15 protein-coding genes are annotated in these 21481 nt (G+C 39.7%); 1 reads left to right on the top strand and 14 read right to left on the bottom strand.

The genetic code is table 11. The annotated features are described in order from the left end of the window. Positions 1 to 39: 39 nt before the first annotated feature. The 9 genes from M3600_RS02125 to M3600_RS02165 all read right to left on the bottom strand — a co-directional run bounded on the left by M3600_RS02125 (position 40) and on the right by M3600_RS02165 (position 13166). Complete coding sequence (locus M3600_RS02125) at positions 40 to 1560, bottom strand: glycine betaine uptake BCCT transporter (RefSeq protein WP_237941060.1); 1521 nt, start codon at positions 1558 to 1560, stop codon at positions 40 to 42. A 204-nt stretch (positions 1561 to 1764) separates the two neighbouring features. Continuing rightward, complete coding sequence (locus M3600_RS02130) at positions 1765 to 2745, bottom strand: aldo/keto reductase (protein ID WP_233317110.1); 981 nt, start codon at positions 2743 to 2745, stop codon at positions 1765 to 1767. A gap of 297 nt (positions 2746 to 3042) precedes the next feature. Beyond that, positions 3043 to 4014 (bottom strand): glycoside hydrolase family 43 protein, encoded by a 972-nt coding sequence (locus tag M3600_RS02135; protein WP_396953773.1) that lies wholly within the window; start codon positions 4012 to 4014, stop codon positions 3043 to 3045. Between the two features lie 9 nt (positions 4015 to 4023). Next, positions 4024 to 4662 (bottom strand): YesL family protein, encoded by a 639-nt coding sequence (locus M3600_RS02140; RefSeq protein ID WP_233317112.1) that lies wholly within the window; start codon positions 4660 to 4662, stop codon positions 4024 to 4026. A gap of 3 nt (positions 4663 to 4665) precedes the next feature. Then, on the bottom strand, positions 4666 to 5928 hold the full coding sequence (locus M3600_RS02145; RefSeq protein ID WP_251644665.1) for an arabinan endo-1,5-alpha-L-arabinosidase: 1263 nt from the start codon (positions 5926 to 5928) through the stop codon (positions 4666 to 4668). Between the two features lie 20 nt (positions 5929 to 5948). Continuing rightward, positions 5949 to 6785, bottom strand: a complete 837-nt coding sequence (locus M3600_RS02150) for a carbohydrate ABC transporter permease (protein ID WP_127735451.1) — start codon at positions 6783 to 6785, stop codon at positions 5949 to 5951. A gap of 15 nt (positions 6786 to 6800) precedes the next feature. Next, the gene (locus M3600_RS02155; protein WP_233317114.1) at positions 6801 to 7748 is read right to left on the bottom strand and encodes a carbohydrate ABC transporter permease; all 948 of its coding nucleotides are present in this window, start codon (positions 7746 to 7748) and stop codon (positions 6801 to 6803) included. A gap of 59 nt (positions 7749 to 7807) precedes the next feature. Beyond that, a complete protein-coding gene (locus M3600_RS02160; RefSeq protein WP_233317115.1) occupies positions 7808 to 9136 on the bottom strand; it encodes an ABC transporter substrate-binding protein in 1329 nt (442 codons plus the stop codon). Between the two features lie 940 nt (positions 9137 to 10076). After that, entirely contained in the window at positions 10077 to 13166 is a 3090-nt protein-coding gene (locus tag M3600_RS02165) for an efflux RND transporter permease subunit (protein WP_251644666.1), read from the bottom strand. A 101-nt stretch (positions 13167 to 13267) separates the two neighbouring features. Here M3600_RS02165 and M3600_RS02170 point away from each other — a divergent pair, with 101 nt between their 5' ends. Continuing rightward, a complete protein-coding gene (locus M3600_RS02170) occupies positions 13268 to 14107 on the top strand; it encodes a TetR/AcrR family transcriptional regulator (protein WP_251644667.1) in 840 nt (279 codons plus the stop codon). 53 nt (positions 14108 to 14160) lie between these two features. Here M3600_RS02170 and M3600_RS02175 read toward each other — a convergent pair whose 3' ends face one another. From M3600_RS02175 to M3600_RS02195, 5 genes are all read right to left on the bottom strand, one after another. Further along, positions 14161 to 15828 carry a sigma-54 interaction domain-containing protein gene (locus M3600_RS02175; protein WP_251644668.1) on the bottom strand — a complete coding sequence of 556 codons (1668 nt, stop codon included), beginning with the start codon at positions 15826 to 15828 and terminating at the stop codon, positions 14161 to 14163. Positions 15829 to 15972: 144 nt separating this feature from the next. After that, positions 15973 to 17436: a sodium/proline symporter PutP gene (putP, locus tag M3600_RS02180; RefSeq protein WP_251644669.1), complete on the bottom strand. Its 1464-nt coding sequence runs from the start codon at positions 17434 to 17436 to the stop codon at positions 15973 to 15975. Between the two features lie 193 nt (positions 17437 to 17629). Then, positions 17630 to 19198 carry an L-glutamate gamma-semialdehyde dehydrogenase gene (gene pruA / locus M3600_RS02185; RefSeq protein WP_237941051.1) on the bottom strand — a complete coding sequence of 523 codons (1569 nt, stop codon included), beginning with the start codon at positions 19196 to 19198 and terminating at the stop codon, positions 17630 to 17632. Between the two features lie 54 nt (positions 19199 to 19252). Further along, a complete protein-coding gene (locus tag M3600_RS02190) occupies positions 19253 to 20167 on the bottom strand; it encodes a proline dehydrogenase family protein (protein ID WP_233317121.1) in 915 nt (304 codons plus the stop codon). Between the two features lie 313 nt (positions 20168 to 20480). Beyond that, positions 20481 to 21263 carry a transporter substrate-binding domain-containing protein gene (locus M3600_RS02195; protein ID WP_282581424.1) on the bottom strand — a complete coding sequence of 261 codons (783 nt, stop codon included), beginning with the start codon at positions 21261 to 21263 and terminating at the stop codon, positions 20481 to 20483. Between the last annotated feature and the right edge of the window lie 218 nt (positions 21264 to 21481).

The raw sequence follows: 21481 nt of genomic DNA on the forward strand, positions 1-21481 counted from the left end.
TGAACAAGAAGCACAACTTTTTATGAAAAAAAAGCAATCCTATCCTTTAGGATTGCTTTTACTTTTTAAATTAGCGAGCCTGAACTCCTTAACTTCCTGATTGACTGACTTCAATAAACTTATTGCCATTAACGCTATTATAATCGAGAATGGCAATGCTGCTATAATCATCGTATTTTGCAATGCTTGCAGGCCACCAGAATAAAGGAGCACAAGTGCCATTGCTGCTAATAAAACTCCCCAAATTACCTTTAGACGATTACTCGGGTTAAGAGAGCCATTAGTAGTCATCATCGCAAGAACAAAGGTTCCAGAATCAGCAGATGTGATGAAAAACACAGCAATTAATACAATCGCCAAGATAGAAAGGGTTCTGCTTAATGGATAATTCTCTAACACACCAAATAATGATTCTTCTGTTGCCAGCCCAGAAATTAATCCAGGTGTATCATGCTCCAACAGCATCGCAGTCCCTCCGAATACCGAGAACCAAAGAAAACCAATTACTGCTGGAATGAACAATACATATGCAACAAACTCTCTGATTGTTCTTCCTTTCGAGATTCTTGCGATAAAGACACCAACAAATGGCGACCATGCAATCCACCACGCCCAATAAAAAATCGTCCAACTGTTAATCCATGTTCTATTCTCCTGGTTCAAAGGAGCAATACGGAAGCTCATATTCACGAGATTTTGTAGATACGATCCTAAAGTATCTGTAAATAGATTTAATGTAAACAAGGTTGGCCCAACGAGAAATAACAGCAAAAACAAAATACCAGCTAAAATCATATTGGCATTGCTTAAGATTTTGATTCCTTTTCCAAGACCGCTCAATGCTGAATAAATAAACAAGGCTGTTACAATACATATAATAATGAATTGTGTCATTATACTTGAAGGTACACCATATACAAAGGAAAGTCCTCCATTGATTTGAACCGCTCCAAAACCAAGTGTTGTAGCAACTCCAAGTACGGTGGCAATAACAGCAATCGTGTCAACAGCTTTACCTGCAATCCCGTCTGACCTTTTACCAATAATAGGCTTTATAGTGGCACTAATTAATGAAACATTCCCTTTGCGAAAAGTAAAGTATGCTAAACAAAGGGCAACAAGCCCGTAAATCGCCCATGCATGAATGCCCCAATGGAAAAAGGTATATCTCATTGCGTCCTTCATGCCTTGATCTGTCCCTATCTCTCCAGTTGGTGAACTTATCGCATAATGGCTTATCGGTTCTGCTGTCCCATAAAACACTAGTCCAATCCCCATGCCTGCACTAAACAGCATGGCAAGCCAAGATATTCTCGAAAACTCAGGCTTATCATCCTGTTTTCCAAGCTTGATGCGTCCTGCTGGACTAACTAATAAATAGAGGCAGACAACTAGGAAAAACGATACAACAATTAAATAATACCAGCCAAAACTAGTTGTAATAAAGCTTTGTACCGAGTTTGTTAAATTCTCAAGCAGAGATGGTGCTGCAATCCCAACGAGAACAAGCAGCAGCAATAATGCTGTCGAAATATAAAATACTATTGAAACTTTTTTCATAAAAATAAATTACTCCCAACTTTTCCCTTTATGCCTTTTGAAAAGAAAATCAACCTTAGCCTTATACCCTTTATCTAGTAAGTTAAACCTTTTGCTAAGTAAGCTTTTCTCGTATAGGTAGTGTTAGTATGTTCTTATTATCAGTATTTCATTTCCCTTACACTAAAAAAAGAAACCATCAACAAGAATGGTTTCTTTCATATTTTATTTAAATCCTAATACAGGATGAGGAATATATGGTTCTTCAAGCTGGGCAATTTCTTCCTGTGATAATGTTACTGCGAGCGCTGCAACTGCATCCTCTAAATGAGACATTTTTGTTGATCCAATAATTGGAGATGCGACTGTCTCTTTTTGCAATACCCAAGCAAGTGCGATTTGGGCACGTGATACTCCATGTATTTCTGCAATCTGTGCTACCCGTTCAACAACTATTTTGTCAGCAGCCGCTGTTTGAGCATAAAGTGACTTGCCAAACTCATCCGTTTCAGAACGGGCTGTTGTCTCTTCCCAGTTGCGAGTTAATTTGCCTCTTGCTAAAGGACTCCACGGTATGACGCCGATTTTTTCTTCTTTGCATAACGGAAGCATCTCCCGTTCTTCTTCCCTGTACAATAGATTAAGATGATTTTGCATGGTGATGAATTTTGTCCAGCCGTTTTTTTCGGCAACATGCTGTGCCTTTAAGAATTGCCAAGCATACATGGAGGATGCACCGATATAACGTGCCTTTCCTGCCTTAACAACATCATGAAGGGCTTCCATCGTTTCCTCAATAGGAGTGTCATAATCCCAACGGTGTATTTGATAAAGGTCCACATAATCTGTTCCTAGCCTTCTTAGACTATTGTCGATTTCACTCATAATTGCCTTGCGGGAGAGTCCTGCACCGTTAGGACCTTGATGCATTCGGCCATGAACCTTCGTAGCAAGGACAACTTCATCACGGTTTGCAAAATCTTTTAATGCTCTTCCCACAATTTCTTCACTTGTTCCATCTGAATACACATTTGCTGTATCGAAGAAGTTAATGCCAAGCTCGAGGGCCTTCTGAATAATCGGACGGCTCCCCTCCTCATCTAATACCCAAGTGTGACTGCCTCTTTCTGGGACTCCAAAGCTCATACAGCCGAGACAAAGTCGAGATACATCCATGCCAGTATTGCCTAATTTAACATATTCCAAAGTATGTGCACCTTCTTTCTAAAGAATTATATATAAGTATATAACCGTTATGGGCATTTGGACAAAGATTATGGCTTTTTTATCCATTGATTATTTTTCCATTGACATATGGTTATTTCGTTTGACATTGTAAACGTTTTCATTTATACTGTTTTTAGGTTGGATGACATTCGTGGTCATCATCGGTACCTAGCGCAGGTGGAGCTGGTACTATTTTTATGCAATTTCTTGTAATCGATTTACACAAGATACTAGGCAAAAGACAACTAGGTCTTCTAGTTGTCTTTTTGCTTACCTTTAGTTATTATTAGCTATCGGTTTTCCGAATACAGGGAAACCGTTCTCATCCCAAGTAAACACTTGTGCTCTGGCATGACGATCTGGATTATCAAGCGGATCTCCATCCATTTCTGTATATGGACGGGCATGATAAATGAGGATATCTTCTTGACCGTCTTCACTTACAGTAAAGCTGTTATGGCCTGGACCAAATTGACCGTTTTCTGGCGCACTTTTGAAAACAGGTTCTTTCGATTTAGTCCACGAGTAGCCATCTAAAAGGTCTGCATCTGCATCTGCCCAAAGCATACCCATGCAATAGTTTCCATCTGTTGCACTTGCAGAATAAGTGATAAAAATTTTATTGTTGCGGATTATTACTGCTGGACCTTCATTCACTAGAAAACCGATTTTTTCCCAGCCAAATTCAGGGATTGTCAGCAAAAGCTGTTTGCCTTTTAATGTCCATGGGTTCTCCATTTCAGAAATATACAGATTAGAGTTTCCAGGGATAGCAGGCTCCTTCTGTGCCCAAACATAGTACAGTTTTTCATTATGTTCAAACACGGTAGCGTCAAGACAGAAGCTTTCCTGTTGTGTTTTCACTTGCCCTTTTTCCTCCCATTTACCTGTAAGAGGATTTTCATCACCACATTCAATTGCAAACATGCGATGCTGGAAAATATGGTTTTTCGGATGGCTGCTTGGTGCTGCCGCAAAATAAACATACCATTTGCCTTGCACGAAGTGAATCTCTGGTGCCCAGATTAACTGACTTTGCGGCCCTTCTTCATGTGCTCTCCAAACAGTCGCCTTCTCACTGTTTTCAAGATCATTCAAACTTTTTGCTCTTCTCACTTCAATTTCTTGATAACCAGGAACAGAGCCTGTGAAATAATAATAACCGTCTGTATGCTTATAAACCCAAGGATCTGCACGCTGTAAAACTATTGGATTATTATATTTAGATGTTGTCTCAATCATCGTCATTATCTCCCTTTAAATGTTCTCTTTGATTATTTCTCCTTTAATAGCTCCTTTTTTCACTAATTCACCTGATATGAACCTTTCAATGCAGATGATATAGATGCTAACGAAGCATAGTGGGAGAATAATGCTGAATTTATAAGCTGCTGCCAGCAGTACTAAGAAAAACAGCAGACTGAAAATACTTTGGAATGGCATAAGCAGCGGCAAAGCCAGCACCAATTTCGCTTTTTGCTTAAATGTCCCTTCCGTATGTATGGCAACAGGGAATGTATAAACGATGGCAGCCAAAACATAAATCATGATAAAGAGAAGCGGATAATAGAGCACTGCCAATCCAATAGCCATTTGTTTGACAAGCTGCATATCAATCCACAGCACATAAAGAATCGCTCCATAAATGAGGGCTAAGCCATTCATTTTCATAAAGCCTTTCTTATATGCAGTGAAAAAGCTTTTGGCAATTTGCAGATAGGACGGATAATCCGCTTTATATGCCTCATCTTTTTGCAGATGAAATAAGGCATATGTGGCAGGAAACACCCCAAAAAAGCCAAGTCCAAGCAACACGCCAGCAACCCAAAGCAGATTCAAGTAAATGATATTTACCGCTTTATCCAGATAAATCATGATTTTATTTGACCACGCCATATACTAAACCCTCTTTCCAAAAATTGTGTTTCCGTTTGGAGTTAATCCGGAGAACCCAATTCCTTCTTTATCTTCTTTCCAGTTTTTGCATGTAAAAACAATGAATATAGTACCACTTTTTTTATGAAGATATTGCTGTTCTCCCAATGGCTCGAACTCTGCCAGGTTGCTTTCGTTTATGTTAAAAAACTCGCTTTCCTTAATCGTAGTTGTATCATCAAAAGCGATAATCTCCCATTTTCCAAGCAAATCTTTATCTGACAACGAATGCGCATCCATTTTTTCATAATGCTCAGGAGAAACAACAGGCCAGCCATTGTTCAGCCAAAATATCTCCCGAATGAAAGCAAAGTGATACGGAGAACGTTCTTCAATCCGTACATGGTGAACCATGTAATCCTTCTTGCCCTCTGTAAAAATAGAGTTATGGCCAGGACCAATCCAGCTGATATCCTCCTTGAATTGATAGCTGCCAACAAGCTTTACACCAATAGAGTCCGGCCGGGTTTCTGTTTCTAACATACTGTTCCCATTTATATCTAAATAAGGTCCTGTTATTTCCCTTGACCTTGCCACCCTCACATTATAGCTGTCATTCAAACTATCATAGGAAGTAAACAAGTAATAATAATCCAATTCTTCATGATAATAGATGAAAGCACCTTCAATTGCTGTATCAACAGATTTAGGACGCTTTGCGAGCAGCGTGCCATAATCTTGTTCATTTTTTAGACGTCCTGTCTCCATATTAAGCTCGGTCATATAAATGCCGCCAAAGAAAGAGCCATAACACATCCAGTACCTTCTATCCTTATCCACAACAATATTAGCGTCAATCGCATTATGTTTGGCTAAGTCTGGATTTGTTTTAATAACAATTCCTTGATCGCTCCATGGCCCCAAAAGATGCTCAGCAGTTGCAAGACCAATGCATGACACTGTGCTGCCAAATGTTGAAGCAGAATAATACATATAATATTTGTCTTTATAACGAATAACCTCCGGCGCCCACAGGCCGCGGGCATTCGACCAAGCATTCGCCTCTGTCGGAATTCCTGCCAATGCAGTACCTGCAAACTCCCAGTGGACAAGATCATTAGATTTCCTAATCGGCACCCCTTGTGTAGGCTTTTCCTCAAAGAAGGTGTCTGTTGCAAACATATAGTAAATGCCATCTTCCTTTACGATTGTAGGGTCATGTGCCCCAAGTGTACCCCATTGATAGGATTGAATAGTCTCCAACCATCTTTTTGTATTCTCCTTCAACTAATAAGCCCCCTTAACCTTTATCCTTTTACACCAGATAAAGCAACTGACTCGATAATTTGCTTTTGGAATATCAGGAATACAATCAGCACAGGCAGCAAGGAAACAACGGAGCCAGCCATGATTAACGGATAATCTGTCTGTATCGCATAGGTTGCTTTTAAATTCGCGATAACAACCTGTAATGTCTGCTTCTCTGGGCTGTTCAAATAAATTAATGGCGCCAAATAGTCATTCCAAACACCCATAAACCAAAGAATAAACTGTGCTGCGACCGCAGGGCGAATGACCGGGAATATCAACTTAAAGAATATTTGCAAGTATCCGGCTCCATCCACCTTCGCGGCTTCAATAAGCGAGTATGGCACATTGGCCAAATATTGCCGCAGGAAGAAAATCATCGTGATATTACCGAACAATCCTGGCACGATAAGCGGAAGGAGTGTATCAACCCAACCGATTTTTGAGAACATAACGAACTGTGGAATCATGATAATTGGATATGGAATCATGATAGATGCCAACAAAATTAGAAATATCCAATCCTTAAATGGCATTCTCAGCTTTGCAAAGGCAAACGCAGCCATACTTGATGTAATGGTTCCAACTATTGTTACAGACAATGAAACAATAATGGTATTTTTTATCCCATATCCTAAAGTGTCCAGCTGAAACAGCTTCGTGTAGGCATCAAACTGGAAAGGATCTGGTATCCATTGCGGCGGTAAGGCAAATACACCTGTTTTATCCTTTAACGAAGTAGAAATCATCCAAAGCAGAGGACCAATCATCAAGATTGAACCAAGCGACAGGATTACATAAACGATTATGTCTGTAATTCTCTTTTGCTTTTTCATTCACTAACACACCTCCTAGTCCAAGCTATAATCTGATTTTCTATTTAAGTAGAATTGAATGACTGTCACGATGAAAATGAAGATAAACAAGATCAATGACATGGCAGAACCGTAACCCATTTGATAATACTTAAAGGCTTTTTGCCATACATACCAAACGATGGATGCAGCACTGTATTCAGGGCCGCCAGTCGGTGTCATAATATTGATTTCCGTGAAGATTTGGAAACCGCCGATAATGTTTGTGATAACTAAGAAGAATGTAACTGGCTTAACCATCGGCCAGGTTATGTTCAAGAACTTCTGGAATGAGTTAGCTCCATCCAAGTCTGCTGCTTCATAAAATGACTTAGAAACACTTTGAATAGCAGCCAAATACAACAGCATAGAATATCCTAGACCTTTCCATACTGCCATTAAAATAATGGCCGGCTTAACTGTTGACTTATTCTCAAGCCAGTTCGGCCCTTGAATTCCGAAAATCTCCAACACTTGGTTAACTAAACCGAAATCCCCATTATATGCCCATGCCCACATGATGGAAATGGCTGCAAGGGAAGATATAACTGGTATGTAGTAAACCGTTCTGAAAAATGTAGTGCCGCGCAAGCCCCTGTTTAGCGCAATAGCCAACAGCAATGCCAAACCAAGGCCAATTGGAATACCAATCATATAAAAGACCGTATTATAGAGCGTTTGGTAAAAGTACGGATCTTGGAACAGTTTAACAAAGTTATCTAAGCCGACGAAATTCATGCGGTTTAACCCATTCCAATCGGTAAAAGAAGCGTATATGGAGTAGGCAAACGGATATACAGAGAATAATAGGAAACCTATAACAGGAGCGAGTACGAATAAAAAGGCAACTCGATGTTCCTGCTTATATAGTGCGCTGGATTTTTGCTTTTTTGGTTTTGTCGGCTTTACATCTTTAGTACCGACAACCGGATTAATGCCAGACATGCTTTTCACCCCTTTTAGCAATAGGCATCTGCGACTTGCCACAGATGCCTATTAATCTATTATTTTGACATTTTCGCTTGTTCGTTTGCTTCATCTAGAAGCTTTTGCATTTTCGGCTGAATTTCTTTCAAGTATTCTTCTGCCGTCTTTTTGCCTTGAACAACTGGTGTAATATTTGTCCAGAACTCATCTAACCATTGGGAATTGTATGTCGCAAATGTTGGATAAGGCACACCATAATCTTGGACAATATCAAGGAACTCTTGTTTGTTGTTTGGAACTGACTCTGTATCAGCAGCCCATTCTTCCGCCATATCGACAAGGTTTGGAATTTGAACTTGTGCATCAAGCAATGTTTGCTGTGCTTCTTCATCAGCTGATAAGTAGATAGCTAACTCTGTAGCCAATTCCGGATATTGAGTCATCTCAGAAACTACAAGTCCTAATGAACCAACATAAGCAACAGACTTGCCAGCATCACCTGACGGCCATGGCATTAAGTCATATTCAAAGTCAAGCTTAGCGTATGTGCTCATATCCCAAGGACCTACTGGGAAGAAAGCTAGCTCGCCATTCATCCATCTTTGGTAAGTATCCAGTGTTTCTGCTTGAGATGAATTTGGCGTTGTATTATATTTGTTTGACAAATCTGAGAAGAATTGCAGAGATTTTGCAAATTCAGGAGTATCCACTGTTACTTTATCTCCTGCTTCATTTAGGAAAGAAGCGCCATTGCTGTATGCAAATGACTGTAATGACCATGTTGCGTTAAATCCGCTCGCCCATTGATCTACTTCTCCGTCACCATCTGTATCTTGTGTCAATTCCTGGCTGACTTTCAGGAATTCATCCCATGTATACGCTTTATCTTTGTCTGGAATTGGAATGCCTGCTTTTTCGAACATATCTTTGTTATATCCTAAAGCAAAAGGTCCAACATCCTTCGGTAATCCGTAAAGTGCTCCTTTACCTGCTGTATCTCCATCATAGCGGTAAATGTCTACTCCAAACTGCCATAAGCTGTTCAAATCGAAATCTGCTTTTTCTACATCCTCGGTAATGTCTCTGATAATTCCATTATCTACATAGTTTGCAATGCTTCCTGAATCAAGATAGAACACATCAGGCACATTGCCGCCAGATACAGCTGCAGATAGTTTAGTAGAGTATTGGTCAGCATCTGTATTGATGATTTTTACTTTAACACCTTCATGCTGCTCTTCAAATTTTTTGATGGCTGCAGTATAAGCCGCTTTTTCATCTTCGCCGCCTCTAAACATAAAAGTAATTTCTTTTTCATCACTATTTCCGCTGCTTTTGCTTGAACATGCACCTAGAAACATACTTGCAACCAACAAAATAGCCAGCATTAAATTCAGTTTCTTCATAATCAGTACTCCCCCAATTATTTTTTGTACTGCCATGTATATACTCTTAGTAAAAATTTAAATCCAGAAGATCCAGTGGATTATCCTGACACTTTCGTCAACCCACTCCCTCTTAACCATTTGGTGCAACAGATAAGAAAACAGCAGGAAAAATATATATTGTATTCTCCCTATAACCAAAACAAGTTTTATGCCGCATTTTATCGATTTGTTCATATAGCAATAAACGTGCAACTTTTCAAACAGTACCGATAAGGCACAGTAAATGTTTTGTGCTGTTTTAAGGAGAATGCTTGAAAATCATCATTCTTAGCACATCACTATATTGCCTTTCTCTTTCTGCTTATGTATTTGATATTAACTATATAAAAACGTAATCGATAAATTAATTGCTCTATTAAACTTTGATCAGAGCCTCCTTTTTATAAGAAAATACCTTACATGTTATTTATACAATAAGCTGAAAACGCTGTCAATAACTATTATATAAATTTAACAATATATTTTTATATCTTAATTAACAAAAACATTAACTAATATTTTATACTCCGTAAACTAAGGTTTAATTATTTATACTTTTGTTAATTTTGTGGTTTTCGAAACAACTTAATTAATTAAATCATTAAAATCAAGAGTTATTTTAGCTGTTTACTCTATTTTTTCATAACGAAAAGGATAAGTACCATTGATTCCCTTTCTGTTGTTGCTTTTTGTCTTAATAGCACGAATTTTAGCAAAAAAAAGAGCGTCTAGCTTAGAATAGACTGTTGAATTCCGCTGCATGGTTTCACCTTCACACAGCTAGTGCCAAAATACTCCGCCCTATCTCGTGTGAGCCCTCGGACTTATCTACAAATCCCGTATGACACTCACCACTCCGCACCTATTTTCATCCTATTAAATAAAGAAAGGGCAGCCAATCACGGCTGCCCTCTGTCGATTAATTTTCTTCGACTTTTTTGCGGTTTTTCTTAAACATTTTAGACAGAATTTCGTAGACGATTGGAACGATAAGAAGTGTTAACAATGTCGAACTTGTTAAACCGCCTATTACGGTAATTCCAAGGCCTTTAGAGATAATTCCGCTTCCGCCGTTACCGATTGCAAGTGGAATCAATGCACCGATTGTGGCAATTGCCGTCATCAGGATAGGACGAAGTCGGGTTGCGCCTGCCTCCAGAATCGCATCACGCAAGTTCATACCTTCTCTTTCCATATGGATGATTCGGTCTACTAATACGATCGCGTTTGTTACAACTATACCTATCAACATGAGCATACCCATCATTACGGAAACGGAGATTGTTTCACCTGCAATTAACAATCCTACGAACGAGCCAATCACTGCGAATGGCAACGAGAATAGAATGGAGAATGGTGCAGCACCTTCACCGAAGGTAACAACAAGGATGAAGTATACAATCGCAATTGCAGCAATCATCGCAACTCCAAGCTGTGTGAACGTTTCTGTCATGTCAGCAGACACACCAGCTACGCCCATCGTTACGCCGCTAGGCAAGTCAATATCATTGATTTTTTCATCTACTTCAGCTGTCACTTTAGAAATATCATCTGTTGTAATAGTTCCAGTAACTGTCGCATAATACTCACCCTTGCTTCGATCAAGTGTATTGAGTGTTGTTCCTTCTTCAATTTCCACAAGATCTTCAAGCTTCATTGTCGTTCCAGTTGCTGTTGCTATCTCTGTATCCAACAATTCATCAAGTGATTTCGGAGTAGCTTTCTCTTCTTGTTTTACAATAACATCAAGCTCTTTTCCGTCTTTCTCAACAGTTGTCAGAACTTCATCTGAACCTTGATTGCTTAATGCCATAACGATTTGACCTGTAGTCAATCCGTACTGCAGAAGGTTTTCCTGATCAACCTTTAATGTATGTTCTACATATGCTGCTTCTGCACTTGAAGATACATCTTTAAGACCGTCATTATCCTTCATAATATCTTCAGCTTCTTTTACTGACTCATTAAGCTTAGTTAAATCCTCACTATAGAACGTATAGCTGATTTCATTTGTAGACCCTGACATAGAAGTGAAGTTTTGGCTCTTCCATTCTCCTGTCTGGCCAATATCAGCAATATATGTTTCAATATCTTCTTTTACTTCAGAGAAGTTTTTCATGTCTGGATCAAAGATCAGGTACATAAGTCCGCCGCCAGCGCCGCCGCCCATCATCGCAGCGGTCATGTCTGCATTGCTGCTGTCGGTAATAGATGTTTGAACTGTATCAATATCATCACGCTTCAGCATTTCATCTTCAACAACTTGAATGTTATCTGCTGTTTGCTTCTCTGTTTCACCAGCTTCTGGTGTATACGTCAAGTACATGACTTTTTCTTCTTCGCTGCCCATGAAGCTGAATCCGATCAATGGCGTAAGTGCCAAGCTTCCTGCAAGAAGTATTACTGCAATGGCAGACGTAATGATTTTATGGTTTAATGCTTTTTCTAATAATCCTTTATACCATAAAGCGAGCTTTCCAACTTCTTTATGTCCGCTTTCTGTCTTCTCACTGTATAATTTCTTTTTAAATAAGAAGTGTGAAAGAGCTGGTACGATTGTAACGGCAACAATCAATGATGCACCAAGAGCGAATGTCATCGTCAATGCAAACGGCACAAACAGTTCACCAACCATACCGCCCACGAAAATAAGTGGCGCGAACACGGCAACAGTTACTAATGTAGACGAAAGAATCGGCTTGAACATCTCAATTGTTGCTTCACGCACTAACGCACGCCCTGAAAGCTTCTCTTCTTTAGAATGCAAACGTCTGTAAATATTTTCAACTACAACAATGGAGTCATCAATTACACGACCAATAGCTACTGTAATGGCTCCTAGCGTCATAATGTTCAGTGTGATATCCATCCAATGCAGAAGCAAAAATGCCATGAAAATGGATACCGGAATGGAAACAATCGATATAATGGTAGATTTAATGTCACGCAAGAACAGCAGGATGATTAGAACTGCGATCAATCCGCCGAATACTGCTTTTTCAATCATAGTATGGACAGAATCTTCAATTGGCTGTCCTTGGTCAAGTGTTACGTCAATGACTAAACCGTCAATTTTATCTTTTTCATCTTCAGCAAGATCCTTAACAGCGTTTACTACATCAACTGTATTAGCTTGCTGGCCTTTTACGATTTGGATAGCAATCGCGTTTTCCCCATTTGTACGGGAAATTGATTCTTCCTTGCCGACAGCCTCAATTGTAGCAATATCGCTAAGCTTCACAAATGGTGAAGGGTTCTCAGCAGTCGGTGTTACCGGAATCATCATATCTTTCAATTCATCTATTGATGTAAGCTTCCCGTCAACAGATACAGCCTCTTCACCTTCTTCAAATTCATAAAGACCTAAAGATGTAGCCATATCGCTTGCTTGAATAACTTGTTTTACGTCATCTTCTGTCAGGTTCAGCTCAGCCAATTTCTCTTTATTATAGGCGAAGTCAACTTCTTCTACATGCTGGCCGGAAATAGTTGCTGAAGCAACACCATCAAGCTTTTCAATATCAGGAAGGATTACATCCTCCACTGTTGATGTCAAATCAACAATATCCTCTTCTGTGCTGCTTATGGACAATGCAACAACCGGCATCATATTCATGCTGATTGCAGACACAGTCGGTGCATCCACATCTTCTGGAAGTGTTACATTATCTAATGCAGATTCAAGCTGTCTCTTTTTCTCATCCATGTCAATGCCATACTCATATTCTACTTGTATGCTTGACACACTTGAGCTGGAATTAGAATAGACGGCCTTAACATCCTCTAGTCCTTCCACTGCTTGTTCAATCGGCATCGATACATCATTCATTACTTGTTCAGGAGTTGCTCCTGGATATACACCCGTTACCATTAAGTACGGTATCGAAATATCCGGAATCGTCTCCGTTTTCATTTGTGTACCAGAATAAATACCTGAAGCTGTGATAATAATGGTCAATAACCAAACCGCCAGTTTATTCTTCAGTACGAAATTAACTATCCCTTTCACTTTTGCACCTACCCTTTATTGACTTTGTCGAACTAATTACATATAATACTGACTAGCCAGTCATTTGTCAAATTATTTATAGCTAGGAGCTAAAATAGAGTATGGTTAAAAAACAATTAATTATGGACACTGCATTAGAATTGTTCGCCAAGCAAGGAATCGCCACAACCTCCGTTCAGCAAATAACAGAAAGCTGCGGGATTTCCAAAGGGGCATTCTATCTATCATTTAAATCAAAGGATGAGTTGATTCTCGAACTGATTGACGACGCCATGAAGCAGTTAGTTTCTAATCTTGACTACCAAGTCAAACATACGCCTGTAGATGACAATTTCCTGTATAACTTTTATCACTCGGTTTTTTCCACTTTTAAAAAAGATTCTGATCGTGGAAAGATATTTATGAACGAGCATAATTTTTCTGTCAGCCCAGATCTTATTAAGAAATTACATCACTATGATAAGCTGATAAACAGCACGATTCTGCTCTTGATAGAAAAAGTTTTCGGAAAATCTGCTGACCAGGTGAAATATGATTTGCTGTATTGCATCAAAGGCTTTTTAAAAACTTACTCTGAACTATTTGTATTTACAAAGCTCCCTTTAGATGTCTGCCTTTTGTCAAAATCTTTAGCAGAGAAAACAAACCTGCTTGCCATTCATGAAACAATACCTTTTATAACGGAGGAATTATCTTATCTGATAGAGTTACCGCAAGACGCTTCATTAGATAAGGAAACAATCGTTAAGCTTCTAATCTCGAATACTGAAGCTTGTAATGGGGAATATGTGAAGGAGTCTCTTCATTTGTTGATCGAGCAGGCTAACAACCAGACAATGAGCCCTGCTGTTATTAATGGGCTTATTGAAAACATTCGCCATATCCATAACGGAAAATGGCTTGCGTATTTGCTGCGGCGTTTCTTCCAGCTAGAGACATAAAAAAACACGGAGCAAAGAAGGACTATTTGTTCTTCTTTGCTTCGTGTTTTTTATCAGCTTAATCCGTATTCTTTTATTTTATTATAAAGCGTTCCCCGGGAAATTCCTAACAGATTTGCCGCTGCACTTTTGTTGCCATATGTTTTCTTGAGTGCTTCTTCTATTTCTTGCGCTTCATCCATCTTTGCATGAGAAGATAGGAAGGAATTATCCACTTCGTTGTTCTCGATAAGATTATCAGGCAAGTGAGCTAGCGTAATTCTTTTCGTATCATGCAAAATGATAATTCGTTCAATTGTATTTCGCAGTTCCCGCACATTTCCTGGCCATTCATAGTTTACAAACAAAGCCATTGCTTCGTCATCAACAACAGGAACATGCTTAGTATATTTGACACTGAATTCCTCTAAAAATCTTTCAACAAGTGCTGCAATATCCTCACGTCTCGTTCTTAACGGGGGAATATAAATATGAATGACTGACAGTTTATAAAATAACTTCTCATTCAGTTCTCCATCTTTGAGAAGACTTTCCACAGACCTTGACGCTGAGGCGATTATTCTTGTGGAAGAGGAAATCACTTCCTGCCCTCCCACTCGGTAAAAGGCATTCTCCACTAAGTACAGGAGCAGTTTTTCTTGCAGGGCCAACGGCATCTTGTCAATATTTTCAATAAAGATAGTGCCATTTGCAGCCTGTTCGATTTTTCCTGTGATAACATTTTGCTTTTCATCGGTAAACGATGCTTTTTCAATGCCAAAAAGCTCAATTTCTAACAGCCCTGGCGGAATAACGGAACAATTGATATTAACAAATGGACCAGTAGCCTTTGAACCGCCGTAATGAATCGCTTGGGCAAGCATTTCTTTGCCTGAGCCGGCCTCGCCGGTAATTAAAACAGGGATGTCTGCATGAGCCATTTTTTGCGCTACTTTCAGCGATTCCTGAAACTTCGGACTTCCGCTGTCGAAGGATAAAAACGGATTTATTTTCTGAACAAGCAATGTCGACGCAGAGTCCAGCTCTTCGTTAAGCCTGATCATTTTTGTAATATCATGCTCTGAGGCAATCCCGCCTATAATCTTATTATCCAAAATGACTGGTGTTGCATTTATCAGCACATGAGTATCCGCATTAGGTCTGTGATACTGCCCTCTCACTGGATAGCCTTCGTTTAGAATGCGCTTTAGTACAAGTGATTCATCACTAAAATGACTAGCGAGTTTTGCTCCGATAATATGCTCTTTTTTTATTTTATAGGTTTCCTCTGCTGTTGTATTCCAGCCAACAACAATTCCTTCCTCATCAACAGCAGTTACCGAATCGTTGATCGTTTCAGCCAATGTATGAAAATAAGCAGTAGTTTGCCGGCGCTCTGCTTCAAGCATATTTACCCAAGTACTCTCCGTTATAATCCCAGCGGGAATCCCATCCTCCAGCCACAGTGCAGGACGGCGCCAATCAGCTTTATACGGGAGCCTTTCTGCAAATGCTGCGAAGGACGGAATCCATTCAAGCCGCTTGAGCCACTCACCTATTGGAGCAGTCGGTGGAGCCAACGCGATTATTTCGTACTCATAATTGCCGATTATAAAGTATGTTCCGCCTGTCACAACGACAAAATTATACTCAAGAAGTTTCGATTTTATCTCAGCTATCGGCGTCTGTTTATCTGCAACCGCAAAAGAGCGGTCAAGCTGTATTTGTGCATGTTCGAACATACTATTACCCTTTCAAGCTTTTTTACTAACTTTACCATACCAAAGGCTTAACTTTCTACTGCTAGATATAAAGAAAATACATAGAAAAGAAAAAGCTGATTGTTGTGTGTTTACAAAATCAGCTTTTTCTTTAGTCACGGACTGTTATACAGATTGCTTATATTCGTTGAAATTCTCCACTTGTTTAGCGTTCGGTGCTTCTGTAAGCAGGCTGACAATCCAGATGCTTAGCAGACCGACAATAAACCCTGGGATTATTTCATAAAGATTCTCTTTCAGAACGTCTATGCTTGCCCAGATGATAACTGTCACCGCTCCGCCGACAATTCCAGCGAGGGCTCCCCATCTGTTCATTCTTTTCCAGGAAAGACTCAGCAGAATGACCGGGCCAAAGGATGCACCAAAGCCTACCCACGCATATCCTACAAGGGAGAGAATCGTCCCGTTTTTATTAAAAGCAAGAAGTACAGAAACAATAGATACTATAAGCACGGCAAGTCTGCTGATTAACAACAGCTCCTTTTCACTTGCCTTGCGTCTGAAGAATGTTTTGTAAACATCTTCTGTCAGGGAGCTTGCTGTTACGAGCAGCTGTGAAGAAATCGTACTCATAACAGCTGCCAGTATTGCAGCAAGGAGGAAGCCGGTAATGAGCGGATGAAACAGTATTTCACTCAATTTAATAAAAATTGTTTCCGCATCCTTTATTTCTAATCCTTGCTGAGAGAAATAGGCAAGACCTAAAAAACCTGTAAACATGGCGCCGCCGACAGAAAAGATCATCCAGCCCATTCCAATACGTCTTGCCTTTTTAATTTCTTTCACCGAAGAAATCGCCATGAACCGTACAATAATATGCGGCTGACCAAAATAACCAAGTCCCCAAGCAACCAACGATATAATGCCCAGAACAGTCGTCCCTTTGAAAATATCAAACAGCTTTGGATCAATTTCTTTTATTGTGTCAAAGCCGGATCCTAGACCTCCAACCTCCATAATGGTCACGATTGGTACAAGTATTAATGCAACAACCATAATCAATCCTTGCACAAAATCTGTCCAGCTTACTGCCAAAAATCCGCCAAACAATGTGTAGGCAATGACGACTGCAGCTACAATCCAAAGTCCTGTTTGATAATGCAAGCCGAATGTAGTTTCAAATAAAACCCCGCCTGACACCATTCCTGATGAAACATAAAACGTAAAAAAGATAATGATGACTAACCCTGATGTCAGACGCAATATATTGGACTTATCTTTAAATCTATTTTCCAAAAATGCTGGAATAGTCATAGAGTTATTGGCCACTTCTGTGTATGCCCGAAGGCGCGGAGCTACATATAGCCAGTTTAAATAAGCTCCTATCGTCAAGCCGATTGCAATCCATGAGGCACTTATCCCTTGGGTGTACATTGCTCCCGGAAGCCCCATAAGCAGCCAGCCGCTCATGTCAGCTGCTCCTGCACTCAATGCTGTAACAGCAGGACCAAGCGACCTTCCGCCAATCATATAATCTTCTAGATTGGATGTACGTTTATAGGCGAAGTAGCCAATAACAAGCATTCCAGCCATATAAATAGCAATCGAAATTAAAATTTGTGTATTCAAGTCCCCATCCTCCATTCTCTAATCTAAGAAGTCCTTTTATCCCCATTTTGATCCTTTGCCAAATTTTCGAATATTCATTCTTTTATAAGCAAAAATCAATAAATATTTAAGCGAATATGTATTTTTATATGTTTTTCGCTTAAACAGGAGATGCACAATGAAAAAGTACATCTCCTAGTCTATTATTTTTATATTATTTTTTTCTAGATGTCAACTTCGCTTGCGTAAATAATAGCAAATAATCATAGCCGCCAGCTTTTGAATCAGTCCCAGACATATTGAATCCGCCGAATGGATGGGCACCTACAAGTGCACCTGTACATTTTTTATTTACATAAAGATTTCCACAATGCATATTTTCAAGGGCATAATCTATTCTGCTGTCATCTTGCGAATGAAATGCACCTGTCAGTCCGTATTCCGTATTGTTATAAATGTCAATCGCTTCCTGCCAATCGGAAGCTTTTGCAATCGCAAGCACAGGTCCAAATATCTCCTCCTGCATGATACGTGCCTGTGGATCAACATCTGAAAAGATTGTCGGTTCCACATAGAACCCGTTTCCATCCGCTCTCTTTCCTCCAGCAAGCAATTTTCCTTCCTGTTTGCCAATTTCAATATAGCCCATTATTTTGTCAAATGATTTTTGATCGATAACAGGTCCTACCGGATGATTCTCTGCCGGCAAGCCGATTGAAAGATTTTTTGTCAATTGTACTACCTTGCTGACCACTTCGTCATAGACAGACTCTACGATAACTGCACGGGAGCCTGCAGAACATTTTTGGCCTTGATATCCGTAAGCAGAAGCAACAATTGCCGCTGCAGCAGCATCTAAATCAGCTGTTTCATCAACAACCACACCATCTTTTCCACCCATTTCAGCAATCACACGTTTTAACCAAAGCTGACCATCTTGAACTTTTGAAGCTTTTTCATAAATTCTGCAGCCAACTGCTCTTGAACCTGTAAACGAGATAAAGCGTGTTTTCGGATGCTCAACTAAATACTCACCAACTTCAATACCATCACCAGGCAAATAATTTAATACTCCAGAAGGCAAGCCTACCTCTTCCATCAACTCGACAAACTTAGCAGCAATAACCGGTGTAGCATCAGCCGGCTTCAAAATAACCGTGTTGCCTGAGACGATAGCAGCAACAGTCGTTCCAGCCATAATTGCCAATGGAAAATTAAACGGTGAAATAACAATGCCGACACCTAGCGGAATATACGTAATCTTATTTTCTTCACCAGCAATCTGCGTAAGCGGCTGATGAATACTCGTCTCGCTCAAACGAATCATTTCTCTTCCATAAAACTCCAGAAAATCAATAGCTTCTGCCGTATCAGCATCTGCTTCTACCCAGTTTTTCCCTGACTCCAAAACAAGGTAGGCGGAAAATTCATGCTTACGCTCTCTCATCAATGCAGCAGCCTTGAACAAGTAGGCTGCACGTTCAGCCGGAGCTACCTTTTTCCACGTTTCAAATGCTGTTAATGCTGTTTGCATAGCTTTTTCTGCCAGCTTAGTAGATCCCTTGCTTACAGTGCCAACTACTTCGTCCACATTTCCTGGATTCACTGAGACTGTTTCTTCCTCAACAAAAAGTTTTTCCGAGCCGATCACAATTGGATACTTCTTCCCAAGCCCCTCTTTGACCCTAGCTATTGCTGCATACATTGCCGTTTTATTTTCCTCTGCTGTAAAATCAGTTAATGCCTCGTTTTTGAAAGTTGTGTAAGGTGCAGTTGTCGTCATAATAATTCAGTCTCCTTTTTTGTATATTTTGGATAAAACTATTAAACTTTAAGCTTACTTAAAGAAATTCTTGACGATAAACCAAACATTAGCCGGCCTTTCTGCAAGCCTCCTCATAAAATAACCGAACCAATCGATACCGTAAGGAACATAAATCCGAACCTTGTAGCCTTCCTTCACAAGTCTGTCTTGCAGCTCTTCACAAATGCCGTACAGCATTTGAAACTCGAATTGGTCATTTGGAATACCATGCTGTTTTACAATGGATTTCGTATACTCGACCATCGCCTCATCATGTGTCGCTACAGCTGCATAGTTGCCGTTAAGCAAATGCTGTTCAATAATTTTTTTGAAGTTGTTATCAACATCCTTTTTCTCCGGAAAAGCGACATTCGGTGACTCTTTATACGCTCCCTTCACTAGCCGAAGATTAGCAGACAGATCATGCAGATCAGCAATATCTCCTTCTGTCCTGTATAGATAGGCCTGAAGAACAATTCCGACATTGTCATATTCCTGACGAAGCTCCTTGTAAATGTCGATTGATTCCTGACAATGACCATAATCCTCCATATCAATTCTCACGAAATTTCCGTACGACTTCGCCCGGTCGAGAATGTTACGCATATTTTTCATACATAACTCCCTGCTGATATCTAATCCGAGGGAAGTCATCTTCAGAGAAAGATTTGATTCTGCCTTCGCTTCAGCAATGGCGTCCAACGTTTGAATACACATCGCAGCAGATTCTACTGCCTCTGCCTCTGTTGAGATAAATTCACCTAAATGGTCGAGAGTTACGACCTTACCTTGTTTGTTTAATCTTTTTACCGCATCAATTGCCATTCCGATTGATTCTCCTGCAACAAACCTAGCTGCACCTAAACGAAGCCCATATTTTTTCGCAAGTCTGTTGGCTGGCTGATTTTTTGCTAATGACTGAAACATATTCCGCATAAGCGCTTCCATTTTACGTCAATCCTCCTTATACTCAAGCCTCTTGCTCCATTTTATTCATATTGAATGTGGAAAATTCATCTTTTTGAACAAAAGTGTTCAATTACTTCGTTTGTTTAGACAATGTTGTTTATTTAAGTTGATTATATAATATAATTATTCAGAATTGTATAAAAAAGTAAGAAAATCTAACACATTTTTTTATTTTTTACAATGAATATATGTTTTACTAAATTCCTCCATTCTCGCCTATAAAAATAAAGAGAATGCAGACTAATCTGCATCCTCTTTTCCCCTAGTTTCTTCTATAATATATTGCTACTTGTTAATCTACTGATTTAACGCCGCCAAACCATTTAGAAACGAGTTGATCCATTTCACCATTTTCTTTCATCTCTGCCAATTCTGTATTAAATTTCTCTGTCAGCTCACTGTCCTTTGGAAAGGCAATAGAAGCGCCGCCAGTTTCATTATTTGGGACAGAGATAACTTTCAGATTATCATTGTTTTTTATATATCCTTTGGAAACAACATCTTCCATTAAAACTCCTTCAAAACGGCCGCTTTTAATCTCTTCCACTAAGTCAGGCACTCTATCCCTTGTCTCCACAGTGAAATCAACTTCTTTTTGCAGTTCTTTTGCCTTTTCCGCTTGTATGGAACCAACTTGTACTCCCACTACTTTCCCTTTAATGTCTTCAAAAGTCTGAACAGCTCCATCACTGGCTACAACCATAGAAATATCACTTCGAAAATAAGGATTAGTAAAATCCACATTCTTGCTGCGCTCAGGAGTCGCTTCCATACCAGCCATAACAAAATCAACCTTACCTGATTGCAGTGATGTAATCAAACCACTGAAATCCATGTCCTGAATGACTATTTCATAGCCAAGCTTCTCACCAAGCGCTTTCGCAAGATCCACATCAAACCCAATAATCTCCTCACTCGTTGCCGTATCAATATACTCAAACGGAGCATAATCAGCTGAAGTTCCCATCACCAATTGCTTACTACCTTCCTCTCCACCAGCCGCACTCTTCCCGCATGCAGCTAAACCAAGCATACAAACAACCAGCATAACCATCCCCACAAATCTCCTCTTCAAAAAGAACCCCTCCATCTCCACAATCATATGTATTATTTAATACGTTTCATGACGTTTTATTTATTTATACTACTTTCCACCAGCATAGTCAATATATTATTAGAATTTACAGAAAAGTGCAGGGCGTCTGCTTATCGGCGACTTGCATAAGACGAGATGGCCTTAGAAGGTGGCGCTCTTCCACCTTCTTGGACAGCTTGGCTTATGACCTCGAGCCG

Source organism: Niallia sp. MER 6, from assembly GCF_023714395.1.
GTDB lineage: Bacteria > Bacillota > Bacilli > Bacillales > Cytobacillaceae > Niallia.